Below are 22,483 nucleotides of genomic sequence, written 5' to 3' on the forward strand. Positions count from 1 at the left end.
ATGACGCAGGTCGTCGGACGCATCGCCGTCAAGGTGATACCGGATACCTCCGGCTTCCGAAGGAAGCTCAAGACCGACCTCAACGCCATCGAGAAGTCGCTCGACGGGCTGAAGGTGAACCTCGACCTGGACTCCGATGGCATCGCCCAGAAGGCAAAGGCCACCGCCAAGAAGGTCCAGGCCGAGCTGGACTCGATCACGCTCAAGATCAACGACCAGTCGCAGGACTCCCTGCGCAAGGCGATGGCGAACATCGAGCGCGAGATCGCCAAGCTCGACGAGATCGACTTCAAGGTGGAGCTCGACCGCGACTCCCTCAACGCTGCGCGAGACCTGCTGAGCGAACAGCTCGACAAGGTCTCCACAATCGACTTCCGGGTGAACCGAGGCAGCCTCAGCTCCGTCGAGAAGGCCATCAGCAAGATCGACGCCGAGCTCGAGAAGATGGCCGAGATCGACCTCCGCATCAAGCTCGACAAGAACTCCCTCACCACCGCACGCGAGGTGCTCCAGGCTGAGCTCGAGAAGGCTTCGCGCATCGAGGTGCAACTGGACAACGCCGCGTTCCGCAAGACGCAGGAGCGTATCCAGCGGGAGCTTGCCGGCATCCGGATCAGCCCGACGCTCGACGCCTCGGCGCAGACCAAGCTCCGGCGCCAGATGAGCAAGGTACTCGGTCAGATCGACGACCTCCAGGCCAGCATCACGCCGGAGATGTCCGAGCGCGACCGGCACAAGGTCGAGGGCGACATCCAGGATCTGCGCGAGAAGCTCGACGACCTCAAGAAGACCGAGATCCAGCCGGAGCTGAGCAGGGGCCAGAAGCTCCTGGTCGCCGGTGAGCTGCGCATCCTCACCCGCCCTCGCGAGGTCTCGATCCTCCCGAAGGTGAGCAAGACCGCAGCCGCGAAGGTCGCCACGACGCTGGCGGCACTATCCGGCGCGCGCCTGGTCAACGACATGATCGAAGACCTCGCCCGCAGCCTGGGGAACCTGGACAAGAACCTGCCCATCATCGGCACCATCGCCGAGGCGATTGCCGGCGTCGGCGCATGGGCTCTGTCGGCAACGAGCAACCTCTTCGCGCTGTCGGCGTCGCTCGCCCAGATAGCGGGAGTGGCGCTGGTCCTGCCGGGGATCTTTGGTGGCTTGGCCATCGGGCTCGGTACGACCATCGCCGTCCTGAAGGACTTCAACACGGTCCTACCCGACGTGAAGACCAAGCTGGCTTCACTTCAGGACCAGATGTCCGAGCGGTTCTGGAAGGTCGCACAGAAGCCCATCCGGGATCTGATCGACCACCTCTTCCCCGAGCTGAGCAAGGGTCTCGAGGAGACCTCGTCCAACCTGGGCACGTTCTTCGGTGGACTGGCCACGGCGCTCAAGACCTCGTTCGACGGCCTGCTCGGCAACATGTTCAAGGATCTGAACAACTCGATCCTGATCGCTGAGGGCGCCACGAACGCCATCGCTTCGGCGATCGCCACGCTGGGCAAGGTCGGCGCCGGCTACCTGCCTCAGCTGGCTGCCTGGTTCGTCAAGATCGCCAACCAGTTCAACGCCTGGCTCACTCAGGCCGCGGCGGACGGTCGGCTCAAGCAGTGGATCGACGACGGGATCTTCGCCCTCAAGGAGCTGGCTCGCGTTGCCGGAGGCATCGGCTCGATCCTGTCGGGCATCGCCGAGGCTGCACAGAAGGCCGGTGGCTCCTCGCTCACCAGCCTGGCCGACGCTCTCGGCCGTGTCGCTGAGACGGTCAACAGCCCGTCCTTCCAGCAGGCCCTCACAGGGGTCTTCGAAGCCGCGCAGCAGGCGATGGACAACATCTCCAACGTTGCCGGCCCGTCGCTCGAGCGGTTCTTCCTGTCGCTCTCGGGAACGCTCCAGACGATCCTCCCGCTCGTTGGCAACACCATCGGAAAGGTGGTCGGCGCAATCGCCGACGCGCTCTCTAGCCCGGTGGTATCCAAGGGCATCGAGCTCCTGTTCCGCGGACTCGACGCGGGGATCAACGGCATCCTGCCAGCACTGGCTCCGCTGTCCCGCGCACTCGGCGGGGTTGCCACGCTGATCGGCAGGATGGCTCAGGCCATCGGTCCGGTCCTCGGACAGGCGTTCACGATCCTGGCCGACCTCGTAGCCAACCTGACTGGCCCGCTCGGCTTCCTGGCCGAGACGCTCGCTGGCGTCCTGTCCAAGGCGCTCACTGCGGTGGCCCCGATCATCGGTGCCCTGGCGCAGGGGCTCATCTCCATGGCGCCTGGCATCAACGCCGTGGTCGAGTCGCTGGGGACCTTCCTGGTTGGCGCACTCACCACCCTCGGCCCATTGCTGGGGCAACTCCTCGAGACCCTCGGGCAGCTGCTGGGCGCCTACCTGCAAGGCATGGCCCCGGTGATCGACGTTCTGGGGCAGGCGATCCTGCAACTGGTCGAGCCCATTGCCCAGCTCGTTCAGGGTTTCTTGTCAGCCGTCCAGGTGGTCATTCCGCTACTCCCCGCACTGGGAGAGCTCAACGCTGCCGTACTCCAGCTGGTGCTGGCGTTCCTGCCTCTGGTCACCACGATCCTTCAAGAGTTCGCTGACCTGTCCGCAAAGGTCGCACCGGCCATCGCACCCGCTATCCCGATGATCGCCGAGATCGTCGAATGGCTGACCAAGTTCATCCTGAAGCTAGTCGAGTTTATCGCACCGATCGTGCAGTTCGGCGCGATGATGATCCGCACCTTCGCTGCCATCGATCTGGCAATCCTCGGATTCGTCTTCAAGGCCATTGCGTCCTTGGTCACGCTGTTCACCCAGATGGTGTCCCTCGCTATCAGTGCGGGCAAGGGGTTCGTCGGCGCCATCAAGGGCGCCTACGACAAGGTGACCGGCTTCTTCTCCACGCTGGCCGGCGTCGTAGCTGGCCACCTGGCGAAGTTCGTACTGGCGGTCAAGACCAAGATCGGCGAAGCCGTCACCGCGGTCCAGGAGCTTCCAGGCAAGGTCAAGGCAGCTGTCGGAAACATGGGCACTGCGCTCGTTGCGGCCGGCGCTTCGGTGATCGACGGCTTCATTGCCGGCATCAAGTCGAAGATCCCCGGCGTGCAGGGGGTCCTGAATGGGATCACTTCGAACCTGCCGTCCTGGAAGGGTCCGCCAGAGAAGGACTCGAAGATCCTGACGCCCGCTGGGCAAAAGGTCATCAACGGCTTCATCGTCGGAATCAAGAGCAAGATCCCCGAACTGCGGGGCGCGCTCCAGTCCCTGACGAACGCGCTGCCGTCGATGGTCAAGACGAACATCGGCAAGGTCAACTCCGTCATCGGCTCGATGTCGAAGGTGCTCACCTCCTCGCAGAAGGCTCACCTGAACGCCCTGGTCACCCAGGCGCAGACCGGTGTCGCTCTCGTCGAGAAGGCGCAGGCCAAGCTGACCGCCCAAATCAAGTCCGCCCAGAAGAACCTGGACGACCTGAAGAAGCAGTCGGCCGACTACGTCAAGAACGTCTACGACAAGCTGGTCAGCCCTGGCGACATCACCAGCGGCGAGGACCACTCGTACAAGGCGATCATCGCCAACCTGACCAAGGCCACGAAGCAGGCCGGCGAGTTCCGCAAGGTGCTCGCTGAGCTGACCAAGCGTGGCCTGAACAAGGAAGCGCTCGACCAGATCGCACAGGCTGGCCCCGAGGCCGGGCTCGCCGCGGCGAAGTCGATCCTCGGTCAGGGCAAGGCCGGCGTCAAGCAGATCAACGCCCTCCAGGCGCAGCTCTCCCAGGCGGCCAACAAGGCTGCTCAGCAGGCTGCGGCATCGCAGTTCCAGAACGGCATCAACATCGCGCAGGGCCTGCTCGACGGCCTGAAGAAGATGCAGAAGCCGCTCGACGCGCAGATGACTCGGCTGGCCGATGTGCTCGTTGCCGCGATCAAGCGTGCCCTCAAGATCAAGTCGCCCTCGCGGGTGTTCATGAAGCTCGGCGGTTACGTCGGGCAGGGCTTCGCGATCGGCATCGACAACGAGCGCGCCAGCGTGCAGTCGTCTCTGTCTGCGATGGCTGACCACCAGGCGGTGGGCTCGAAGCTCTCGGGCGCCGTCAACGCCGCTCTCGCCAAGGGCGGCTCCACCAGCGGGGGCAAGACCCTCAACTACTACGCCGCTCCGGGCAGGTCCCTCGACGCAGAGGAAGACCTCTTCGCGGCGGCCGACCGTACGAGGATGGTGTTCTAGCGTGCCCAAGCTGGTACTGAAGTCCAACGTCAACGGTGGAGTCCTCGACCTGGACTCCCTGTTGATGGCGGACGACCCGATCTACCAAGCGCTTCCGACCGAAGCGCGAGGTGCGCAGGCCCTTTCCGGTGTGACCGGTCTGGGCCTGCCGGACCTCTCCACCCAGTGGGTCGAGGGCGCTGGCGACGGAGCAACCTTCCGTGGCCAGCGCGCCCTCCCGCGCGACATCGACCTGCCGTTGTACTTCGACGGAGGCGATCGAGCCGGACTAAAGGCGCTATCGAAGACCCTCTCGACGATCCTTGCCGGCGAATGCGAACTTCGCATTGTCGATGAGGACGGCTCCTACTGGTTCGTGAATGTGCGTCGCGTAGGCGGCGGCCAGTACGTCTATGGCGCAGACACAACCGGCGAGCGCGATCTCATGACGGTGATCACGATGCGGGCCGGTGATCCGTACTGGACCTCGAGTCACTCGAACGCCCCGACGATCAAAGCCGCATCGAGCACGCGCGGTCTGCTGCAGGCCGGCGCTTCCCTTACCGCCTTGAAGCTCAAGCCTTCGCAGGCGCTCGGCTCAGTCGTCCTCGAGAACCTCGGGGACGCGCCGGCATGGCCCAGGTGGGAGGTCGTCGGTCCTGGCGACAACTTCGTTGCCATCTCCCCCGCTGGCGAGGTGCTCAACTGGACCGGCGCTCTGCTCGACGGCGAGGTGCTGACCATCGACACGAAGACGGCCAAGGTCACCGACAACCACGGCGTCAACCGGTTCTCGGAGATGGGGCCGGCGCCTCGCATGTGGAAGATCCCACCGGGCATCTTCACGGCGCAGGTCTCCCTGAACAACCCAGGCTCCGGTGGTCAGCAGCGGGTCAACCCTCGGCTGAACTATGTCACCAACGGCATGTTCGAGCTGGGAATCACTGGCTATGCGGCAACCACATCGACCAACCCGGTTGTCATCTCCTGGAGCAATCCGGGATCCGGGGGGCAGAAGACGCTTAAGGCTGTCGTTCCTGCCAACGGCTCTCCGCAGGTGTACTACACCGTCACGGGACTGACTCCCGGACGCACTTACATCCTCGGGGCTGCCGGCTTCATCGACGAAGGCGATTCCGGTCCGGCCTATGTGAAGGTCTCCGGTACGGCGAGCCAGCGCAGCTCCGGCCCCGGCAAGGGCGCCGTGCAGATGTCGACGCAGTTCGTCGCAACGTCGACCTCCCACGTGATCGAGCTGTGGGGCGCCGTCTCGCCGACCGTGGCGACGACAACCCTCTTCGACTCCGTCTACGTCGGCGAGGACTCCCAGTACTTCGACGGCGATACGCCGGACACCCTGACCAACGAGTTCGAATGGACTGGAACGCCGTACGCCTCGACCTCCCGCAAGTGGGACCTCATCCAGAGCGGGGAGTCGCTGATCCGGTGCATCTGGCAAGACCGGAAGCAGATGGTGATCTAAGTGCAGCTCTCGGACATCTCGGTCCTGGTTCGCGACAAGTCCCTGGCGATCCAGGGGATGATCCCCGACCAAGACCTCGACCTTCAGGCATCGATCGACCACAACGGCGTCGGTAGCTGGAAGCTCAACCTGTCCGCCGTCCATCCGATGGCCCCCGTGCTGCGCACGCCAGGGTCGGGGCTGATTGTCGTCGGGCCAGATGGAGAGAACCTCTTCTCTGGCCCGACCGACAAGCCCGAGCTCTCGATCTCCGCGGACGACCCCAGCGGCACCGTCACTTTCCAAGGCGTCACCGACAACGTGATCCTCGGCGAATCCTTGGCGTTCCCCTCGCCCGCTCTCCCCACCTCGGGCCAGACCGAGGCCAACGACACACGCACCGGCCCGAGCGAGACGCTCATGCACGCGTACGTCAACGCGAACATCGGGCCTACTGCAACGACTGGTCGCCGCAACACGAACCTCGTCATGGGCGCCAACGCCGGTCGCGGCACCGTGGTCACCAAGGCTCCCCGCTTCCAGGTGCTCGGTGAACTGCTGGCCGAGCTCGCCATCGAGGCGAACTACCCGCTCGGCTTCCGCGTCGTACAGCGTGGTGGCAGCCTCGCCTTCGAGACCTACCAGATCCGCGACAGGTCGGCCGAGATCCGCCTGGACGCACTCAACAACACGCTGGCCAGCCAGAAGGTCTCACAATCCCCTCCGGCCATCACGGTGGCGATCGTCGCCGGGCAAGGCGTCGGCAAGGATCGTCAGATCCGCGAGTACCACACTGCCGAGGCCGACGCGGCTGGCGCGCTATGGGGCCGGCGCATCGAGAGGTTCATCGACCAGCGCCAGACCAGCGTGGAGGCCGAGCTCGAGGCCGCGGGGATGGAACCCCTCCAGAAGGAGGGCGTCACCACTCTCGCCGTACAGGCGACGCCGGCCGAGGACAGCTCGATGAACTTCCTCACCGACTGGTACCTGGGCGACCGGGTGACCGTCGTCGTCGAGGGCCAGGAGCTGGTGGCCGACGTGACCGGCTTCGTCTTCAAGGTGGACAAGGACGGCTTCCGCCTCGGCGCCGTGATCGGCGACCCGGCAGGGTTCTCAGCTGAGGCAGCTGTCAGCAACCGAGTGGCCAACACGGAGAAGCGCGTCTCTTCCCTCGAGCGGAACGACGCTCCCGGCTCGACCGGTGGCGGATCGACTCCCTCGGCGGACAAGGCAGCGCTGAAGACCTCCGACACCACGGCCACCAACACCACCACGCTGGCGACCGACGCCGCGCTATCCATCACCGGCATCGCCTCCGGCAACTACATCTTCGACGCGATGATCGTCTACAGCGCAGACTCCGAGGCCGACTTCAAGGCTGCGTTCCTGGGAAGCGCCGGAATCGCCAACCTGATCCACCTCAACCTGCGCGAGGTCGCCACAGGCGCCGAGCACGGCGTCGTCGAAGGTGGCGCAGCGTTCACCGCGGCCGGACAAGGCGCCGGCACCAAGCGCTCCATGCAGCTGACGGGCTCCTTCACCAACTCGTCGAGCTCGCAGAGCCTCAGCTTCCAGTGGGCACAGAGGACCGCCCACGCCTCGACTGTGGCCGTGCATCGCGGCTCGTTCGTGCGCATCCAAAAGGTCTGACCCCCATGTTCTTCAGAGACCCATTGGAGGTCCCCTCGTGCCTTACAGCTCCTTCCCGTTCGACAACCAGGACACCACTGAAACCCAGTACAGCAAGCTGTTCCGGGAGCTCCAGGCGTCCGGCGTGGCGGACACGTACGGCGGCTCGGCCCTTCGGGTGGATGCCACCGGAGGGATGAACATCGCCATCCAGGCAGGCTTCGCCATCGTCCGCGGACATGGCTTCCTGTGCGACGCCGCCGAGCCCCTCACGATCCCCGCCGCTGGTAGCAGCCAGGTGATCCACACGGTTGTCCTGCGCCTCGATCCGAGCGTGAACAGCATCGTCCCGGCCGTCGTCTCCGGCGTCGGTGGCGGTGGCGCGCCGGCTCTCGTGCAGACCGACTCCGCGATCTTCGAGATGCCGCTGTTCGACATCCCGGTGGCACCCGGCGCGGCCAACGTCGACCCGACCAAGATGGTCGACCGGCGCCGCTTCCTGGCCGACGCTCCCGGTGCCTGGTCTACCGCCAGTCGCCCGCAGGGTCCGCGCTACGCCACCCTCGGCTACAACACCACCATCAGCCAGTGGGAGTTCCACAACGGCGTCGACTGGGTGCCCGTGGTCGACCCGAGCATCCCCAGCCGCGTCCTCGCGTTGGAGTCCCAGCCGTACGTCAACAAGCAGGACGCGCAGATCCTCGGCGCTCCCAGCTACGTCGTACCGGACGCCACAACCAAGGTGCTCAACTGGGTCACCACCGAGGACTTCTCGGGCATCTCCTACAGCTCGGTCACCGGGCGCTTCGTCGTGTCGAAGGCGGGCTGGTACCGCTACGACATCCACAACGCCTTCAATACCTCGGCGGCCGATGCCGGCTACCGGCAGCTCACGCTCGTGAAGAACGACGCTGTGCTGGTCGCCAACGACATCCGGAACGCCGTCAAGGGCGGCTTCACCACGCTGAAGCTCTCCGGCGAGACCTACCTGTCCCCCTCGGACTTCCTCACCACGAGCGTCCGGCACACCGCAGGCGGAACCCTCGGCATGATCTCCGACGACGGCTACCAGCACTTCACGTTGAGGCGGGTCGGCTCGTGAGCGCGACCACCGAGATCATCAAGCTCGCCGGCCCCTTCGTCGCGGGTGGTGGCATGGCTGGCGCTGTAGCCGCCTACGCCGCCTGGAAGAAGGGTCCCGCAGAGAAGGACTCGATCATCGTCAACGGCGCCGAGACCGCCGTTGTGGCCCTGAAGGCAGTGCTCGAAGCGGAGACCGCCCGAGCTGACCGAGCCGAGGCTGAGCGCGACCGTGCGCTCGAGCGCGAAGCCAAGATGGAAGCCCGTCTCGACGCGATGCAGAAGATGCTCGACGAGGCGCGTGACGAGATCCACGCCTGGCGCAGTGAGCGCGGCAACCCCAGCAACTAGCCCACCAAGTCGAACGCCCCATCGTGAGTATGTGAGCTCTCGCGGTGGGGCGTTGGTCTGCCAACTCACAACTTGGAGGCACAACCCCCATGGCCAACTACATCATCTTCGAGGGCTTCCGCATGGACGCCCGAACTCGAGACATGCTCGTCGAGCTGCGCCGGATCTGCGAGGCTCCGGTCCGGATCACGCAGGGCGGCTTCAACAAGGGCGGCGTCACCGCGTCGGCCGGCACGCACGACGGCGGCGGCGCGCTCGACATCCGCGCCAAGGATCTGACCACCGCCGAGCGCAAGGAGGTCGTGCGGCGAGCTCGCCAGGTCGGCTTCGCTGCGTGGCTCCGCACTCCGGCTCAGGCCAACTGGCCGTACCACGTCCACATGATCGCGGTCGGCTGCGACAGCCTGAGTGCCGGCGCCGAGAAGCAGGTCGTCGCCTACCACAACGGCAAGAACGGCCTGAAGAACAACCGCGCCGACGACGGCGACCGGCTCTACGCCGACAACACCTGGGAGAGCTACCAGGCCCAGCTAGCCGCGCTGAAGCCGCCGAAGGACGCGCCGCCCGCGAAGGTCGCGACCGGACCCCGCGTCTCCCTGAAGCTGATCGCGTACGCCGCGAACGGTGGCTACTTCCGCAGCGGCCAGATCATCGCCCGCAACGAGGCGACTCGCGTGGCCCACTGGCTGCTCGACGACCAGAAGATCGTCACCGCTCGGGACGTTCGGGTCTGGGAGGCGTTCGTCCGGCAGGGCAACTGGAGGTCGGCTGGCCTTCAGTACACCGGGATGGTCGAGAAGTTCCAGGCTCACTACGGCTTGGCCGTCGACGGCGACGTTGGCCCAATCACCAAGGCCAAGTTCTCCCAGCTCCTCACTCAGGACAACTACCGGGTCGTCGCGTGAGCGTCGGCCGACACCGTCTCACCATCGGAGGTACTTCCATCGTGCTCGACAAGCTCAACTCGGCGTCGACCAAGCGCGCCGTCCGCACCGGCTTCGACGTGGCCCTCGGCGTACTCGCCGTCGTGGCGGTCATCGTGCCGTCGCTGCACCAGTTCGGCTTCAGCGTCGACAACGAGGCCGCGGTTGCCGGTCTGGTCGTTGCGGCCACCGCGCTGATCTCCAAGGTCAAGAACAAGCTGGAGGAGCTCGGCTACCTGCCGGCCTTCCTGAAGGACACCGAGGTCCACTGACGTAACGAAGCCCCCCGCGCTCATCGCTGAGCCGGGGGGCTTCTCGTCGTTTGTGCTTAGCCGATCTCCTCGAGGCTCAGCGTGCGACGGGCCTTGCCCCTCGGCGCCGCCTTCTTGGCCGCCGCCTTCTTGGCCGCCGCCTTCTTCGCAGGGGCCTTGCGCGCCGGAGTGGGCTTGGCCGGTGCCGACTGAGCTTGTGGGAGGAAAGCTTCCAGTGGAGCGGCATGCTCAGCGCACAGCGTAGGCGGCGGATCCGCCACTCGCCCGTCCGCCGATCCAACGGTATAGATCTGAACCGGGCGGGTCAGATCCTCGCAGACATCACACACCTTCACGACCTTATCCATCTCAACCTCCCATTCGTTACAAAGGAGCGTACCTCTCACATTGACAATCGAGCCACCGGTAGATGACGCTATATGGCTGAAGGTTGTGATTCACCGGGGGGTGTGACGCACCTCATGAGAGTTGGAGGAGAGATGGCGAAGGGGCGTACAGGGACACCCCGAACCAAGATCCAGAACGAGAGCGAAGTTCTGCGGTGGTTCGAGGAGGGGCGAACCTACAAGTGGATGGTTGAGCAGTATGCCGAGAAGTACAACATCAAGATCGGCGAGACTGCGTTCGCGAACTTCCGGCGTCGGCATGAACTGAAGCCAAGGCTGGCCCACGGGGGCTCGAGCCTGATCCCCTGGAGCCCGGTCGATCGACGGTGGCGTTGGTCGTACCCGATTCAGATGCTTCGTCTGGAGGAGAAGCGCCGGAGAGGCGAGGCACTGAGCAAGCTGAACCAAGAGAAGCTGGACGCCTGGCTCCGCGAGCGCAAAGCAAAGGATGAGGTCGTTGCCTACCTCCCCGATCGCCCGGAAGAGCAGGGGTTCTACTACGTTCCTCGCCGGCCTGGCATCGACAACGACCTCATTCGTGAACCGGACTAGGCAGGAAGTTGCCAAGCGCATCTTGTAACGCCCTGAGAGCGTGATCACGAGAGCATCACAACCTGCCGGTAACACTAGGCTCAAGTTGTGACAGAGCGTGACTCCCCCTAGTGTTCGAAGCGAGGCGGGATAGATGCCGAAGGCCCCCGACTGACCATCGGGGGCCTTTTTTGTGCGGGTGTTTTGAACGTCACAACACCAACTCTCACATACTCACGTATTGACAGTCGTGCTTCGGGGCCGGTAGAACAGTCCTGCTGTCCTCACATACTCACATAACTCATGGGGGGTTATCCACATGTTCCAAACCGTCCACAGCGCGAGCATGCTCGGCGTTCCGTTCGTTCTAACGATGCTGGGCGTCACGCTGTTTGTGGACATCGAGGGTGAGGACTGCTACATGACGGTGTCGCACGACCACGAGCCCGAGGCTCTGCGTCTTGCACTCGACACCATCGACCGCTTGGGGCTCGAGGTAGTTCCCGAGGAAGAGAGTGAGTGGGAGGTGGACGACGAAGTGACGAAGTGCATCTTGGCCGAAGCTCGACCGGCCAATGGACTGCGGGTGGTTGCGTGACAGTAACCTTCGCGAAGCCGAAGACGAGTCCCCCAGTCCCTGGGACTCGCGAGGCGGGTGGCGACGACAAGGTTCTCCGCGACAAGAAGGAGAGGCCGCGGATCCGGCTAGCCTGCCCGGTGCCCGAGTGCGACGGGGGGCGCGTCCCCTCGGAGAAGCGACCCGGCAACACCGTGAAGTGCAAGCGATGCGGGAAGGACGAAGCGAAGCCCGGTGAGGTGCTGCGCAGCTACTCCCGCGTGACGACCTACATCGACGTGCTCGAGGACAAGTCCCAGATCATGGCGTGGCAGAACCGCATGACCCTGATCGGCGTAGCGCTCGAGCCCGACCTTCTCCGCGGGGTGCTGGACAAAGACCCCGAGCTGAAGGAAGACAAGGACTGGCTGAACCGTCGCGCCGAGGTGGCCAAGGACAAGGGCGGCGCCAACGAGAAGTCGAAGAAGGGCACGTTCAAGCACGGCCTCTCCGAGCTGATCGACCTGGGCGAGGATCTGCCGGAGGACGTGAGCTTCGAAGATATCCTCGACATGGATGTCTACAAGCGCGGCACCGAGTTCTTCTCCATCAAGCACATGGAGGAGCTCGTACTGATCGACGAGCTGAAGGTCGCCGGCACGCCGGACCGTGTCTCGAGCTGGGCCTGCTACTGGTACAACGGCGCGCTGCGCGTCTTCGAGCTGGACGAGGTGCCTCAGGGTGCCGTGTACGTCCCGCTGATCACGCCGGACGGCAAGGAGATCGAGCCGACCGACAAGCTGATCACCGACCTGAAGACCGGAACCGTCGAGTACGGCGGGCTGAAGATGTGCATGCAGCTCTCGATCTACTCGCACGGCAAGCGGTACAACCAAGAAGCGCCGAAGCTGATCCAGTCCCGCATCCCGATCACCGAGGTGCGCCAGGACTGGGGCATCATCATGAACATCCCCGCCGACAGCGGAGAGATGGAGCTGTACTGGGCCGACCTCACCCTCGGGTGGCGAGCCGTCCAGGTAGCTGGCCAGGTGCGCGAGCTGCGCAACCTGAGCCGCGACGCGCTCACGAAGTTCGAGATCCCCACGGGGCTTGCTATCGCATCGTGAGTATGAGAGAGTAGAGCTGTTGGCGAGGGATTGGAGAGTGCCTCGCCGATTTGATAGGCCGAATGTGAGTATGGGAGGCTCGACTCACACGGCGGGGCAAGCGAGAGAGAGGAGCACCACCTAGTGACAGCCAGCGTGGACATCTTGGCGGGCGGGATCCGCCAGACCTTCACCAACCAGGACATGGGCTGGGCGGTCGCGTTCGAGGGTTCGATCGAGCGCACCACCGAGGACATCGCCCGCTTCTTCGACATCCCGGCCGAGGGCACCCCGTTCGAGATTCACCTCGCGGCGGCGGCCCTGGCGGTCAGCGGCCAGGCCGTGGCCGAGGTCCTGGGGGGCACTGTGATTCCCGAGAGCAAGCCGGCTTCGGCCAACCGTGAGTATGGGAGTGAGACCCAGGCTTCGGTAAGTACGACGGGCGCCGACAACGCTCCGGCCAACGACCCATGGGCGCAGGCCGAGTCCGGCGAGAAGGGCCAGCCCGAGAAGGAAGCCGAGCCGGAGAAGCCGCGAGACGACCGGCAGATCATGATCGACACGATCGCCGGCACCGGCAGCGTCGACGGCCTGAAGCGCCTCTGGGCCGAGAACAAGGCGACGTTCGACGCGGACGCCGACCTCTTCGAGAAGTGGAAGGCGCGCGGTCGGGATCTGAAGAAGTGAGCGACGAGATCAAAAGCCTGATCATCCTGGGCATCGTCTTCGTCCTGGGCTTCGGTCTCGGCCTGGCGGTCGCCCTGTGAGCGACGCCTCCGAGTGGATCGAGGTCGGCCACGTCCACCCGAGCCAGCTCAACTTCGAGCTGACGCCGGAGGAGGAGGCCAAGGTCGCAGAATGGAGCGAGCGCCTCCAGGCGTGGGCGACCACCCCCCGCCGCTGGGTCATGGGGATCACGGCGAACGACATCCCAGCGAAGACGATGCGACTCGTCTTCGGTCTCCCGCTTGAGCGATGCGACTACTCGTGGCTCTGGCCCAACGAGTGCGCCCACTGCCTCGGGCACCAGCTGCCGGACGATGTGCCAGTCCAGACGGTGTGAGCCGTGAGGCACTGATTGACCTGGCGATCGGCCTCCTGGTCATCGCAGTCTGCATCCTCGGCAGCGCCGGGGCTCTGCACTACAACTGAATATCGAGAGAGGACACACTCACCAGTGAAGAAGATCCTGAAGGCCCTCGTGCCCAGCAAGACCCCCACCGAGCCCGGTCTGGGCGAACGGTACGGCGCGGCGCTGGCGCTGCACGGAGCGGCCACCTCCGTCTTCAAGGCGGCGCACGACGATCTCGTGCAGGCCGAGGCCGAGCTGTCCGCCATCGGCCAGGATGCCGGCGAACAGATCCGCCAGGCGCAGGCCGCTCACGACGCCGCGGTGGAGCGCATGGAGGACGACCTTCGACTCAAGGTCAACGACCTGTCGGCCATCGCCGACATGGCGTACGACGACGCCTACATGGCCTACGAGCGCGCGGAGAAGATCCGCCCCCTCGTCGCCTGACCGACGCACAGCCTCTCCCGCACGACCGCTTCGAGTATCCGCTCGGATACCTGGAGCGCCTACACAACTTCATAGATAGGAGCACCACAACAGTGTCGAGCCCGTTCAACAAGCCCTCTGGCGGTTCCGGTTCCTTCTTCACGCCGGCCAAGCACGTGTCCGACCTGGCCCTGATCATCGAGGCCAAGTCCGTCCGTCGCGACGTGCCGAACACCTTCAACGGCGTGACCACCAACCGCGACGAGGTGACGGCGGACATCACGGTCTTCCGCAACTCGCAGAACATCGAGACCCGGACGCCGCACGAGGTCATGAAGAACGCGATCATCCACTCCTCCGTCTTGGCGAAGGAAGCCGAGACGAACATCGGGACGCCGCTGCTCGCCAAGGTGGCCAAGCCCAGCGGGAAGAACTACTACGCCTTCCTCGAGGTGCCGGCCGACATCGAGGCCGCGGTCGCCGAGTACTTCGAGAAGCGCGAGAGCGCGCTCGCCGACGCCATGGCCGACGTTCCCGACTTCGACTGATCGGGGTCGCTGAGTGCTGACCGCTTCAAGGTCGCTCGCGCTCAACGCTGAAGCTGGACGCGAACTCCCCCGAGTCGACGCCTTCTCGGCGCTGTACTCGCGGGGGGTTCGCCCCCGGCACGGCGAAGTCATCATGATCCTGGGTCGCTCGGGTACCCAGAAGTCCGGCCTTGCCTTGTTCTGGATGGCCGAGATGAATCTCCCGACGCTCTACTTCTCAGCCGACATGAGCGCCTTCACGGCCTCGGTGCGCCTCGCCTGCACGGTGACCGGCGACGAGACCGAGGTTGTCGAGGCGGCCATGGCCGAGGGTGGAGCGGCGCGGGAGAAGTACCTGAAGGCTCTCGAGAGTCTGAACATCACCTTCTCATTCGGATCCCCCATCACCTGGCGACAGGTCGAGGAGGAACTGGAGGCATACGTCGAGCTCCACAATGCCTATCCGAGTTGCGTGGTATTCGACAACCTCATGGATTTTGAGGGCGGCGAGACCGACTACACCGAGCAGATGGCCACGATGCAGACGATCACCGAGTTCGCACGGGAGACCGGCGCCTCGACCTTCGTTCTGCATCACGCGACTGACAAGAGCCAGGAGGCGCGGACGGCACCGTTCGATCCGCCGCCGCGGGCTGACGCGAAGAACGGTCTGGCCGAGAAGCCCGAGCTGACGCTCGGCGTCGGGCTGGATCCGAACACGCTGGAATACAAGATCGCTTGCCTCAAGCAACGCATGGGGCCGTGCGATCCCTCCGGCCGGAACTTCGCAGTGCTTCAAGCGGAACCGAGCAAGACGCGGTTCCACAAGTACATGGGGATGCGCACCCCGTAGTGCACTCCCCCACAACTGAATAGAGGTGAGGCAGTGAGAGTCGCAGGCTTGGACCTGAGCCTCACATCGACCGGCATTGCCGTGATCCATAGCGGTACGCCGGAGTGGACATACACGGCGAAGTCGTCGGGCAAGAAGGACGACAACCTCCAACAGCGCTGGGTCCGACTGACCGGCCTGTTGTGCGAGATCCTCAACACGATCGTCGACGACGAGCCGCTCGATTTGGTGGTGCTCGAGAGTCCGAGCTACGGCTCGACCTTCGGCTCGCCTCACGATCGCTCCGGCCTGTGGTGGATGGTGGCCGACGCGCTGCATGGCTCTGACATCCCGGTCGCCACGGTCTCCCCGCAAGGTCGGGCGAAGTACGGCACCGGCAAGGGCAATGCGAAGAAGCCCGAGGTGTACGCGGCGGTGAAGGAGACCTACGAGCCGCTCGAGTTCGAGATCCCGAACAACGACGTGGCCGACGCGGTGATCCTCGCGGCGATGGGCAGCCGGCATCTGGGCTTCCCGCTGGCCGACATCCGTCCCGACCACCCGCTCGACCAGAAGAAGCTCGAAGCGATGGGTGGTGCGGCGTGGCCAAGCTGAAGGACGAGTGGGTTCAGCAGCTCGACGCGGCGGCGGACTTCATGGCAGAGAACGAGCCTGGAGCGATCGCCGAAATCTTCGAGATCGAGTCAGCGTTCCTCGGCGGCACGCTCGAGGAGCTGGGCCACCTGTGAGGTTCGCGCGACCGGAGCGGGAGGAGTCGAGCTCCGACAACGAGCGGCCAGACCTGGCATCAACCTTCGAGCACTACGGCGTTCCCGTCTCGGGTCGCGCCAGCCAGATGGTCAAGTGCCCGGTCCACGGAGACCGAAGCGCGTCCTGCTCGGTCAACACCGAGAAGCAACTGTTCAAGTGCCATTCCTGTGGGGCCGCTGGCTCTGCATGGGATCTGATCATGCAGATGGAGGGAATCGACTTTGACGGAGCGCGAGCCTTTAGTGCCGCTCTCGGCCTCCCAGTTGGAGACGCTGGAGGAGGCGACGGCGAGCTACCAGCGGGCCGTTTCGGTGGACGCCGCAAGGTACCTGAGCGCAAGGGGAATCGGCCGCGAGGAGGCGCGTACAAACCGTCTTGGCGTCGTGGGTGACCCGTTCCCTGGACACACCCGCTACCAGGGGATGCTCGCGATCCCGTACCTCGATCGCAACGGACGCCCGCTGGCGATCCGGTTTCGTTGCCTGGTCGACGGATGTGCGCACGAGTACCACGGCAAGTACAACAGCGTGAAGGGTGACCACCCGCGGATGTACGGCATCGCCTCGATCTTCGCGGCGAAGGACGAGATCCACGTGACCGAGGGCGAACTCGACCGCAACATCCTGGTCAAGCTCGGGCTTCCCGCCGTGGCCCTTCCCGGCGCCGAGCTGTGGCAGGGGCGCTTTCGCCGGATGCTCGCGGGCTTCAACCGCGTGTGGATGTGGGCCGACCCGGACGACGCCGGCTCCGACCTGCTCAACAAGGTCACTCGCCAGCTCCGGCAGGCCAAGGGCATCCGCCTCAAGCAGGACGTCACCGACACGTACGTAGCCGGTGGCGCCGACGCGATCTTCGCGGCGCTCGGCCGAGAGAAGGAGGTCGCAGCGTGAAGCGGTACCTGAATGACGCAGGGGTGCAGTCGACGGTGAAGCACGTGCTGAACGAGATCGACAAGCAGGACGACCTATGGGGCGAGCAGAACCACCCCTCACACACGGGCGGCATCACCGCACTCAAGGTTGCCTACTACGGGGAGATGGCCGGCCAGTTCAAGCTGCACTGCGCTGAGGCTGCGCTCGAAGGCAGGCTCGGCTGGGACGACATCCTCCTCGAGGAAGTGTTCGAGGCGTTCGCCGAGACCGACGTGGAGCGACAGATCGAGGAACTGGTCCAGGTTGCGGCTGTAGCGATCCAAGCCGTCGCCTCCATCGCCCGCCAGGAGGCGAAGCGCGTCCTCGCCGCGGATGGTGGCCAGTGACCGACCTGGCCCTGCCCGGCAAGCCCGGCCCGAAGCTCCAGCACGCCTGGGACTCCCTGGTCGACGCGGCCCGCGAGCCGTTCCGTAACCACCTCCTCGGCGGCACAAGCGCCGACTGGTTGGCCTACTGGCTCAACCTTGCCGGCACGCCCGTGTCGGCCTCATCCATCCGTACGTACCGACGAGCACTTCAGGAAGGAGTGTGAGTGTGTGAGGAACGAACTCCTCCAGCAGTTGCTCGAGAAGCCCGTGGGGCCGGCGATCCAGAGTCGCCAGGCCACCGAGCAGGACATGACCAAGCAGATCGAGATCAACGGCGACGAAGCCAGCGTGACCGTGAAGGCGGCGCCAGGCGAGGCGGACGAGTCCGCGGCTCGCTTCTACCTCGAAGCCAAGGGTGAGAACCCTGACGAGTGGGAGGTCACCGGCTTCCGCTCCGGCGAGTGGACGATGGCCAACGGCGAGACAGGCGTCTCCAACCGGTACAGCTTCAAGCGCATCTCCGCGCCCGGACGTTTGCCCGTGCCGGTCGACGAGCTGGTTGAGCTGGTCCAGGACTACACGCCCGTTCTGAACCGTCCTGAGGGCAGCCACGGCTTCCTGGTTCTGCTCGGCGACATGCAGTTCGGCAAGATCGACGGCGACGGCCCGAGCGGCACGCTGGCCCGGACGATCGACTGCCTGAACAAGGCGGCCGACAGGCTCGTGGCCTACTCCGAGATGTTCGACATCGGGCACGTACACGTCGCCTGGTTGGGCGACCACATCGAGGGCTTCGAGTCGCAGGGTGGCTCCAACGTGTGGCGTACGCAGCTCACGCTGAACGAGCAGATCCGGCTGACGCGGCGGGTGATGCTGCACGCGCTCCGGCTGTTCGCCCCGATGGGCGCCAAGGTCACGATGGCCGCGGTGCCGGGCAACCACGGCGAGGCCGTGCGCTTCAACGGCAAAGGCGTGACGCGGTACGACGACAGCCACGACACCGAGTCCCTGATCGCGGTGGCCGACGCGGCGCAGCTCAACCCCGAGGCGTTCGGCCACGTGGAGTTCTTCGTCCCGACGACGGACGAGCTCACCGTGCTGGTCGAGGTGGCCGGCACGAAGATCGCTCACGCCCACGGCCACTCCTGGCGACCGGGCAAGCACTTCGACTGGTGGCGAGGGCAGGCGTTCAACAAGGCCAGCGCCATGCACGTCGCAGACCTGCTCGTCGCCGGCCACCTCCACCACGAGTTCATCGACTCCGACACGGACCGGCAGTTCATCCAGCCTCCGGCGATGGAGAGCGAGTCGACGTGGTGGCGCCACGCCAAGGGCACGGGCGGTGCGCCCGGCCTGATCGTCGCCGTCACGAAGGACGGCCTGACCGACATCAAGGAGGTGGTCCGGTGACCGAGCACCACGTGGACTGGCAGGCGCTGGAGGTCGAGGGCGTCGACAACGTCATCGTCCAGGCCGCCCGCTCGATCAGCAAGAACGAGCGGTACCGGCACGCGGTCGAGATCGAAGACCTCCAGCAGGATGCACGGATCCTCGTCGCGACGAAGCCGGACCTTCAAGAGTGCGTGTACGAGGGCTCGCTCGGGCTGTTGCACCACCGCCTGGTGCACGACCTCAAGGACCAGTACAAGACCGAGGCTCGGCGGAAGGATAAGACCCAGTCCTTCGACGAGCTGTGGGAGCGGGTCGGAGGTGTCGAGTGAAGCGCATCGTCGTGGCGGCCAGCTTCACCGGGGATGCTCACGACCACCTCCGGAGCCTCGGCGTCAACCCCCATCAGGCGATCATCGTCACGCCGACCAGCGTGCGAGGCCTCAACGGCTTGCGAGCTGATTGGGTCGAGACCTTCTGGGACATCCGTCGACGCGGCGCTTTCCTCGGAGAGCTCGACGGCATGATCAGCAGGATGGTGGCGCTGTACCCGGACATGGACTACCGGGTGGTGCCGTGAGTTACGACCGTGCCCTCGTCGAGCACTTGCTCCCGACCCTCTGGGATCCGGGAGCGGTGTACGGCGTACCGGTTCCGACTGCCCCTCCCGCCGACATGCCGAAGGGGTCGACGAACAAGAAGGAGGGCAACGTCCTGTTCGCCCACCTCGCCGACATCCGCGCCGGCTGGTTCGAGACGGACCTGACCGACAACGAACGACGTGCCTTACTCCTACGGTTCGGCCTCGACTGGACTGAGAGCGAGATCGCGACCAATCAAGGGACCTCGCAGTCCCGGATCTCCGTTCGCCTTTACACGGGCGTCGGCAAGATCGTCGCCCAGCTCAACGGCGGCGAGTTCGTCGAGGATGCGGCGTGAGAAGCCCCCCAACCTGGAGGACCCAGGTTGGGGGGCTTTCGCCGTTGTTGGACGAGCTGCGCCCTCGCCGGTACCATCTGAGCTACCAAGGTGGCCTACCGCTGGCGAGTGTGGCGGGCCATACCCGAACAGCAGGGCAACTTAAACCGGGAGTCGGCGGGCCTCGGCCGCCGAGAAGCAGACACCCAATCGGCCCACAACGTTGCAAGTGTTTCCACTGGTGCAGATACGCCATCCGAGGCAATGGCGGAGATCTTGTTGCCTTGGAGACCGACGTGGCGTGGTGGATGTGGCTTCTCAGCGGTGGCGGAGCGATCGGACTCGTGGGTCTGGCTCGCCAAATCCGACTCATGATCAGGGACATCGGCGACCGCCGCTTGGCGCGCTACGTGTTCGAGCAAACTCGCCGGATCGAGCCGGTCGAGATGATCCTCGAAAGGGACCGACCGAAGCAGTTGATTCCCGGCACTGACGACGAGGCCCCCAGGGCGTGATGTCCCGAGGGCCTCATCGCGATGCTAGAGGTCGCCCGACTGGTCCGTGCAGAGGTTGTGGATCGCGGCGATGGCAACCACCTTCGCCGTCTTGATCTGCTCGGCCGTCTGGCCAGCCTTCGTCATGTTGTCGACGAGGAACTGCACCGACCCCGGCTTGTCGCGGAACGCCTGGCACGTGGTGTGCCCCAGCTTGACCAGCTCGGGACGGGCGAGCACCAGCTCGGGCATCGAGCCCATCACCTCGAGTACGAACGCCTGTTCGATCGTGGCCTGGCTGGCGGTCGACGGTGCGGCCGGCTTCGGCGCTGCCGTCGTCGGTGCCGGTGTGCTCGTGCTGGTCGACGAGACGGCCGCGGGCTCATCCCCACCGCCGCAGGCGCTCAGGGCGCCGGCAAGGGCGAGAGCGGTGGCGAGGCAGTAGGTGGTGCGCTTCATCGTTGGGTCCCCCAGGTTGGTTGTGTGTCCAGGTGTGTATCGGTCTAGCCCTGTCCCGCGTTACCTGCGGACGTACGTGAGGCATGTAACGTGACCGGCATGGCTGGTTACCTTCAGGTCTCTACCGCGACACCGACGCGGGAGGACGCGGTCCGGTTGGCAGGCTCTGCGGTGGCGGCCGGTCTCGCCGCGGGTGCGCAGGTCGTCGGCCCGGTCGTGTCGGTGTTCTGGCACGCCGGCGAATACGGCGAGGGTGAAGAGTGGCAAGTCCTCCTGAAGACGACGGAGGCACGATACGCGGAGCTTGAGGCGCACGTCCTCGCGGCGCACCCGTGGGATAACCCGGAGCTCGGCGCTGTGCCGATCGTTGCCGGGTCGGCGGGCTACCTCGAGTGGCTCGACAAGTCGACCAGCAAGAGCTAGCTGCGAGCTCTCTCCAGGACCGCTGCGACCTCGGGTCCACCGTATTGGGCGAGGCGTCGGAGGACGCCGCGGAGGCGGTCGCCTGGGCGGACAGAGCCGACGCCGGCCGCGAGGTCTAGAGCGTGCTCCACTACGGCAGCCGCGCGCTCGGGTTCGTCGGCGTCGAGGTGCGCCTGTGCGAGCCACGTGAGGTAGAGCGACTTGTCGCGGGAGTGCGTGTCGTCGTACCTGCGCAGGGAGCCTTCGAGGACGGGAACGGCGCGGGAGGCGGCGCCCAGCTCGGCGAGGCAGCGGCCCGTCATGATGTCGACCTCCAGCTCGTCGACCCAGAACACGAAGTCCGGCTCGGGAGCTGACGCGGTCTCGCGTACGGCCTCGGCGGCAGCCTGGAGGGCCTTCTCTGCGTGGTACGCCTGCCCGCCCACGGCGTAGGTCCACGCTAGGCGCTCGTGGAGCAGGGCGCGGACGCGGGGAGTAGTGCGGGCACCCGCGATACGGGTTGATTCGGCGGCGGTCTGCTGGTCAGCCTTCTCGTACGCCAGGAAGGCCAGCGAGTTCCCCTCAAGCCCCGCATCACCGGAGTCACGCGCGGCGTCCAGCGCTCGGCGGTAGTGCTTCCGGGAGTCGGCGAGGCGTCCGGCGTCGAAGGCCGCCCATCCGGCCATCTGTGCTTGCTCGGCGAGAACGCCGGTCAGGGCGCGGGCGGTGGCGGTGTCGTAGCTGGACGCCTTGATCAGTCGCTCCGTAGCGGCCATCTCGCTCGTGTAGACGGCGTACGTGTCCATGCCGCCTAGGTGGTCGTCGAGGCGCCGGAGACGTGCCGTGCGGTGACGTAGTTGCCGTACCTGCGTGGCCCCGATCTGGCTGCCGGTGCGAGCGCGGGACAGCGGGGCCAAGGCAACGGCCGTCGCGAGGCCGGCGAATGCGCGGCGGTCCACTGACGCATCCCCTTCGGCTGGCGGTCGGAGGAGGTCGTCCAGTTGCTCACTGGACACCTGGAGCGCCTCGGCGAGCGAGGGCCTCACCCAAGGCTGAGGAGCGGTACGTCCAGCCTCCCAGCGAATGACAGTCGAGCGCTCCACACCAAGGGTACGCGCAAGTTCGCCTTGGCTCAGTCCGACAGCCTTCCGGCGCTCGGTTAGGAGGTCGCGCCGTGTGTGCTCCACGGGATGCCTCATTTCTGCCTCACCCTGGCGGCGTGACCGGGTGTTACCTAGTCCCTGCGGCGAGTCATACGCCTACAGGACGAAGGTACCAGCGAGAGTGGGGGCGAGCAGCTCATGAATGACGGGGTGATGCAGAGGACAGGGCGAGGACTTCCGCCTGCGCCGGTCCCCAGCGGGACAGGGTGGCCTGAGCTGCGTTCCTCGCAGGACCTGGAGTGCGACGGTACTAACCCGTCGAGCAAGCGGCCGTGCGTGCTCGGCGATCATCAGGGGTACCAC

The 22,483-nt window shown here is 65.5% G+C and carries 29 protein-coding genes and 2 pseudogenes; 27 read left to right on the forward strand and 4 right to left on the reverse strand.

Annotated features, from left to right (window positions below):
• The 7 genes from E0H50_RS37700 (at nucleotide 1) to E0H50_RS37730 (ending at nucleotide 9,908) form a co-directional block, all read left to right on the forward strand.
• Nucleotides 1-4,212 (forward strand): hypothetical protein, encoded by a 4,212-nt coding sequence (locus E0H50_RS37700; protein WP_131295906.1) that lies wholly within the window; start codon nucleotides 1-3, stop codon nucleotides 4,210-4,212.
• 64 nt (nucleotides 4,213-4,276) lie between these two features.
• On the forward strand, nucleotides 4,277-5,674 hold the full coding sequence (locus E0H50_RS37705) for a phage tail family protein (RefSeq protein ID WP_131295908.1): 1,398 nt from the start codon (nucleotides 4,277-4,279) through the stop codon (nucleotides 5,672-5,674).
• Entirely contained in the window at nucleotides 5,675-7,303 is a 1,629-nt protein-coding gene (locus E0H50_RS37710; protein ID WP_131295909.1) for a siphovirus ReqiPepy6 Gp37-like family protein, read from the forward strand.
• A 37-nt stretch (nucleotides 7,304-7,340) separates the two neighbouring features.
• Nucleotides 7,341-8,384 carry a hypothetical protein gene (locus tag E0H50_RS37715; RefSeq protein ID WP_131295911.1) on the forward strand — a complete coding sequence of 348 codons (1,044 nt, stop codon included), beginning with the start codon at nucleotides 7,341-7,343 and terminating at the stop codon, nucleotides 8,382-8,384.
• Nucleotides 8,381-8,713: a hypothetical protein gene (locus E0H50_RS37720; protein WP_131295913.1), complete on the forward strand. Its 333-nt coding sequence runs from the start codon at nucleotides 8,381-8,383 to the stop codon at nucleotides 8,711-8,713. The genes E0H50_RS37715 and E0H50_RS37720 overlap by 4 nt, the downstream gene beginning before the upstream one ends.
• 89 nt (nucleotides 8,714-8,802) lie before the next feature.
• Entirely contained in the window at nucleotides 8,803-9,618 is an 816-nt protein-coding gene (locus E0H50_RS37725) for a hypothetical protein (RefSeq protein WP_131295915.1), read from the forward strand.
• Between the two features lie 41 nt (nucleotides 9,619-9,659).
• Nucleotides 9,660-9,908, forward strand: a complete 249-nt coding sequence (locus tag E0H50_RS37730) for a hypothetical protein (protein WP_131295917.1) — start codon at nucleotides 9,660-9,662, stop codon at nucleotides 9,906-9,908.
• A 56-nt stretch (nucleotides 9,909-9,964) separates the two neighbouring features.
• Here the strand turns inward: E0H50_RS37730 and E0H50_RS43605 are convergent, their stop codons facing one another.
• Nucleotides 9,965-10,255 carry a hypothetical protein gene (locus tag E0H50_RS43605; RefSeq protein ID WP_202868514.1) on the reverse strand — a complete coding sequence of 97 codons (291 nt, stop codon included), beginning with the start codon at nucleotides 10,253-10,255 and terminating at the stop codon, nucleotides 9,965-9,967.
• Nucleotides 10,256-10,387: 132 nt separating this feature from the next.
• Here E0H50_RS43605 and E0H50_RS37740 point away from each other — a divergent pair, with 132 nt between their 5' ends.
• The 19 genes and pseudogenes from E0H50_RS37740 (at nucleotide 10,388) to E0H50_RS37825 (ending at nucleotide 20,177) form a co-directional block, all read left to right on the forward strand.
• Nucleotides 10,388-10,846 (forward strand): hypothetical protein, encoded by a 459-nt coding sequence (locus E0H50_RS37740; protein ID WP_131295919.1) that lies wholly within the window; start codon nucleotides 10,388-10,390, stop codon nucleotides 10,844-10,846.
• Between the two features lie 298 nt (nucleotides 10,847-11,144).
• A complete protein-coding gene (locus tag E0H50_RS37745; protein ID WP_131295920.1) occupies nucleotides 11,145-11,423 on the forward strand; it encodes a hypothetical protein in 279 nt (92 codons plus the stop codon).
• On the forward strand, nucleotides 11,420-12,508 hold the full coding sequence (locus tag E0H50_RS37750) for a hypothetical protein (RefSeq protein WP_131295922.1): 1,089 nt from the start codon (nucleotides 11,420-11,422) through the stop codon (nucleotides 12,506-12,508). Before E0H50_RS37745 ends, E0H50_RS37750 begins: the two co-directional genes overlap by 4 nt.
• A 123-nt stretch (nucleotides 12,509-12,631) precedes the next feature.
• Nucleotides 12,632-13,174 (forward strand): hypothetical protein, encoded by a 543-nt coding sequence (locus E0H50_RS37755; RefSeq protein ID WP_131295924.1) that lies wholly within the window; start codon nucleotides 12,632-12,634, stop codon nucleotides 13,172-13,174.
• A 76-nt stretch (nucleotides 13,175-13,250) separates the two neighbouring features.
• Nucleotides 13,251-13,550: a hypothetical protein gene (locus E0H50_RS37760; protein ID WP_131295926.1), complete on the forward strand. Its 300-nt coding sequence runs from the start codon at nucleotides 13,251-13,253 to the stop codon at nucleotides 13,548-13,550.
• A 114-nt stretch (nucleotides 13,551-13,664) separates the two neighbouring features.
• Nucleotides 13,665-14,006: a hypothetical protein gene (locus E0H50_RS37765; RefSeq protein ID WP_131295928.1), complete on the forward strand. Its 342-nt coding sequence runs from the start codon at nucleotides 13,665-13,667 to the stop codon at nucleotides 14,004-14,006.
• A 92-nt stretch (nucleotides 14,007-14,098) separates the two neighbouring features.
• Nucleotides 14,099-14,533, forward strand: coding sequence for a hypothetical protein (locus E0H50_RS37770; RefSeq protein ID WP_131295930.1), 435 nt, complete (start codon nucleotides 14,099-14,101; stop codon nucleotides 14,531-14,533).
• Between the two features lie 13 nt (nucleotides 14,534-14,546).
• Complete coding sequence (locus E0H50_RS37775) at nucleotides 14,547-15,365, forward strand: AAA family ATPase (protein WP_131295932.1); 819 nt, start codon at nucleotides 14,547-14,549, stop codon at nucleotides 15,363-15,365.
• Nucleotides 15,366-15,398: 33 nt separating this feature from the next.
• A complete protein-coding gene (locus tag E0H50_RS37780; protein ID WP_131295934.1) occupies nucleotides 15,399-15,959 on the forward strand; it encodes a RuvC family protein in 561 nt (186 codons plus the stop codon).
• The gene (locus tag E0H50_RS43310) at nucleotides 15,947-16,093 is read left to right on the forward strand and encodes a hypothetical protein (protein WP_165547435.1); all 147 of its coding nucleotides are present in this window, start codon (nucleotides 15,947-15,949) and stop codon (nucleotides 16,091-16,093) included. The genes E0H50_RS37780 and E0H50_RS43310 overlap by 13 nt, the downstream gene beginning before the upstream one ends.
• Before the next feature lie 107 nt (nucleotides 16,094-16,200).
• A pseudogene (locus tag E0H50_RS44600) lies at nucleotides 16,201-16,287 on the forward strand (CHC2 zinc finger domain-containing protein); the annotation flags it as partial.
• A gap of 49 nt (nucleotides 16,288-16,336) precedes the next feature.
• Entirely contained in the window at nucleotides 16,337-17,005 is a 669-nt protein-coding gene (locus E0H50_RS37790; RefSeq protein WP_238151622.1) for a toprim domain-containing protein, read from the forward strand.
• Entirely contained in the window at nucleotides 17,002-17,373 is a 372-nt protein-coding gene (locus tag E0H50_RS37795) for a hypothetical protein (RefSeq protein ID WP_131295935.1), read from the forward strand. Before E0H50_RS37790 ends, E0H50_RS37795 begins: the two co-directional genes overlap by 4 nt.
• Entirely contained in the window at nucleotides 17,370-17,579 is a 210-nt protein-coding gene (locus E0H50_RS37800; RefSeq protein WP_131295937.1) for a hypothetical protein, read from the forward strand. Before E0H50_RS37795 ends, E0H50_RS37800 begins: the two co-directional genes overlap by 4 nt.
• Before the next feature lie 4 nt (nucleotides 17,580-17,583).
• Nucleotides 17,584-18,765, forward strand: a complete 1,182-nt coding sequence (locus tag E0H50_RS37805; protein ID WP_131295939.1) for a hypothetical protein — start codon at nucleotides 17,584-17,586, stop codon at nucleotides 18,763-18,765.
• A complete protein-coding gene (locus E0H50_RS37810) occupies nucleotides 18,762-19,076 on the forward strand; it encodes a hypothetical protein (RefSeq protein ID WP_131295941.1) in 315 nt (104 codons plus the stop codon). Before E0H50_RS37805 ends, E0H50_RS37810 begins: the two co-directional genes overlap by 4 nt.
• Nucleotides 19,073-19,324, forward strand: coding sequence for a hypothetical protein (locus tag E0H50_RS37815; RefSeq protein ID WP_131295943.1), 252 nt, complete (start codon nucleotides 19,073-19,075; stop codon nucleotides 19,322-19,324). The genes E0H50_RS37810 and E0H50_RS37815 overlap by 4 nt, the downstream gene beginning before the upstream one ends.
• A complete protein-coding gene (locus E0H50_RS37820) occupies nucleotides 19,321-19,683 on the forward strand; it encodes a sigma factor-like helix-turn-helix DNA-binding protein (RefSeq protein WP_131295945.1) in 363 nt (120 codons plus the stop codon). Before E0H50_RS37815 ends, E0H50_RS37820 begins: the two co-directional genes overlap by 4 nt.
• Before the next feature lie 263 nt (nucleotides 19,684-19,946).
• On the forward strand, nucleotides 19,947-20,177 hold the full coding sequence (locus tag E0H50_RS37825) for a hypothetical protein (RefSeq protein ID WP_131295947.1): 231 nt from the start codon (nucleotides 19,947-19,949) through the stop codon (nucleotides 20,175-20,177).
• A 24-nt stretch (nucleotides 20,178-20,201) separates the two neighbouring features.
• On the opposite strand, the gene E0H50_RS37830 is transcribed toward E0H50_RS37825, so the two are convergent.
• A complete protein-coding gene (locus E0H50_RS37830) occupies nucleotides 20,202-20,615 on the reverse strand; it encodes a hypothetical protein (protein ID WP_131295949.1) in 414 nt (137 codons plus the stop codon).
• A 99-nt stretch (nucleotides 20,616-20,714) separates the two neighbouring features.
• Between E0H50_RS37830 and cutA the strand changes: the two genes are divergently transcribed.
• The gene (gene cutA, locus E0H50_RS37835; protein WP_131295951.1) at nucleotides 20,715-21,038 is read left to right on the forward strand and encodes a divalent-cation tolerance protein CutA; all 324 of its coding nucleotides are present in this window, start codon (nucleotides 20,715-20,717) and stop codon (nucleotides 21,036-21,038) included.
• Here the strand turns inward: cutA and E0H50_RS37840 are convergent.
• Both E0H50_RS37840 and E0H50_RS44605 read right to left on the reverse strand, forming a co-directional pair.
• Entirely contained in the window at nucleotides 21,035-21,976 is a 942-nt protein-coding gene (locus E0H50_RS37840) for an NsdA family TPR-like regulatory protein (RefSeq protein ID WP_238151623.1), read from the reverse strand. The two genes, cutA and E0H50_RS37840, sit on opposite strands and share 4 nt — an antisense overlap.
• A gap of 42 nt (nucleotides 21,977-22,018) precedes the next feature.
• A pseudogene (locus tag E0H50_RS44605) lies at nucleotides 22,019-22,216 on the reverse strand (helix-turn-helix transcriptional regulator); the annotation flags it as partial.
• Between the last annotated feature and the right edge of the window lie 267 nt (nucleotides 22,217-22,483).

Origin of the sequence: Kribbella sindirgiensis, assembly GCF_004331435.1 — a bacterium.
GTDB lineage: Bacteria > Actinomycetota > Actinomycetes > Propionibacteriales > Kribbellaceae > Kribbella > Kribbella sindirgiensis.

What these genes read in the sequence shown, in the direction of transcription:
- E0H50_RS37700 (WP_131295906.1), top strand. Translation starts at nt 1, where the DNA reads ATGACGCAGGTCGTCGGACGCATCGCCGTCAAGGTGATACCGGATACC.
- E0H50_RS37705 (WP_131295908.1), top strand. Translation starts at nt 4,277, where the DNA reads ATGGCGGACGACCCGATCTACCAAGCGCTTCCGACCGAAGCGCGAGGT.
- E0H50_RS37725 (WP_131295915.1), top strand. Translation starts at nt 8,803, where the DNA reads ATGGCCAACTACATCATCTTCGAGGGCTTCCGCATGGACGCCCGAACT.
- E0H50_RS43605 (WP_202868514.1), bottom strand. Translation starts at nt 10,255, where the DNA reads ATGGATAAGGTCGTGAAGGTGTGTGATGTCTGCGAGGATCTGACCCGC.
- E0H50_RS37740 (WP_131295919.1), top strand. Translation starts at nt 10,388, where the DNA reads ATGGCGAAGGGGCGTACAGGGACACCCCGAACCAAGATCCAGAACGAG.
- E0H50_RS37745 (WP_131295920.1), top strand. Translation starts at nt 11,145, where the DNA reads ATGTTCCAAACCGTCCACAGCGCGAGCATGCTCGGCGTTCCGTTCGTT.
- E0H50_RS37830 (WP_131295949.1), bottom strand. Translation starts at nt 20,615, where the DNA reads ATGAAGCGCACCACCTACTGCCTCGCCACCGCTCTCGCCCTTGCCGGC.
- cutA (WP_131295951.1), top strand. Translation starts at nt 20,715, where the DNA reads ATGGCTGGTTACCTTCAGGTCTCTACCGCGACACCGACGCGGGAGGAC.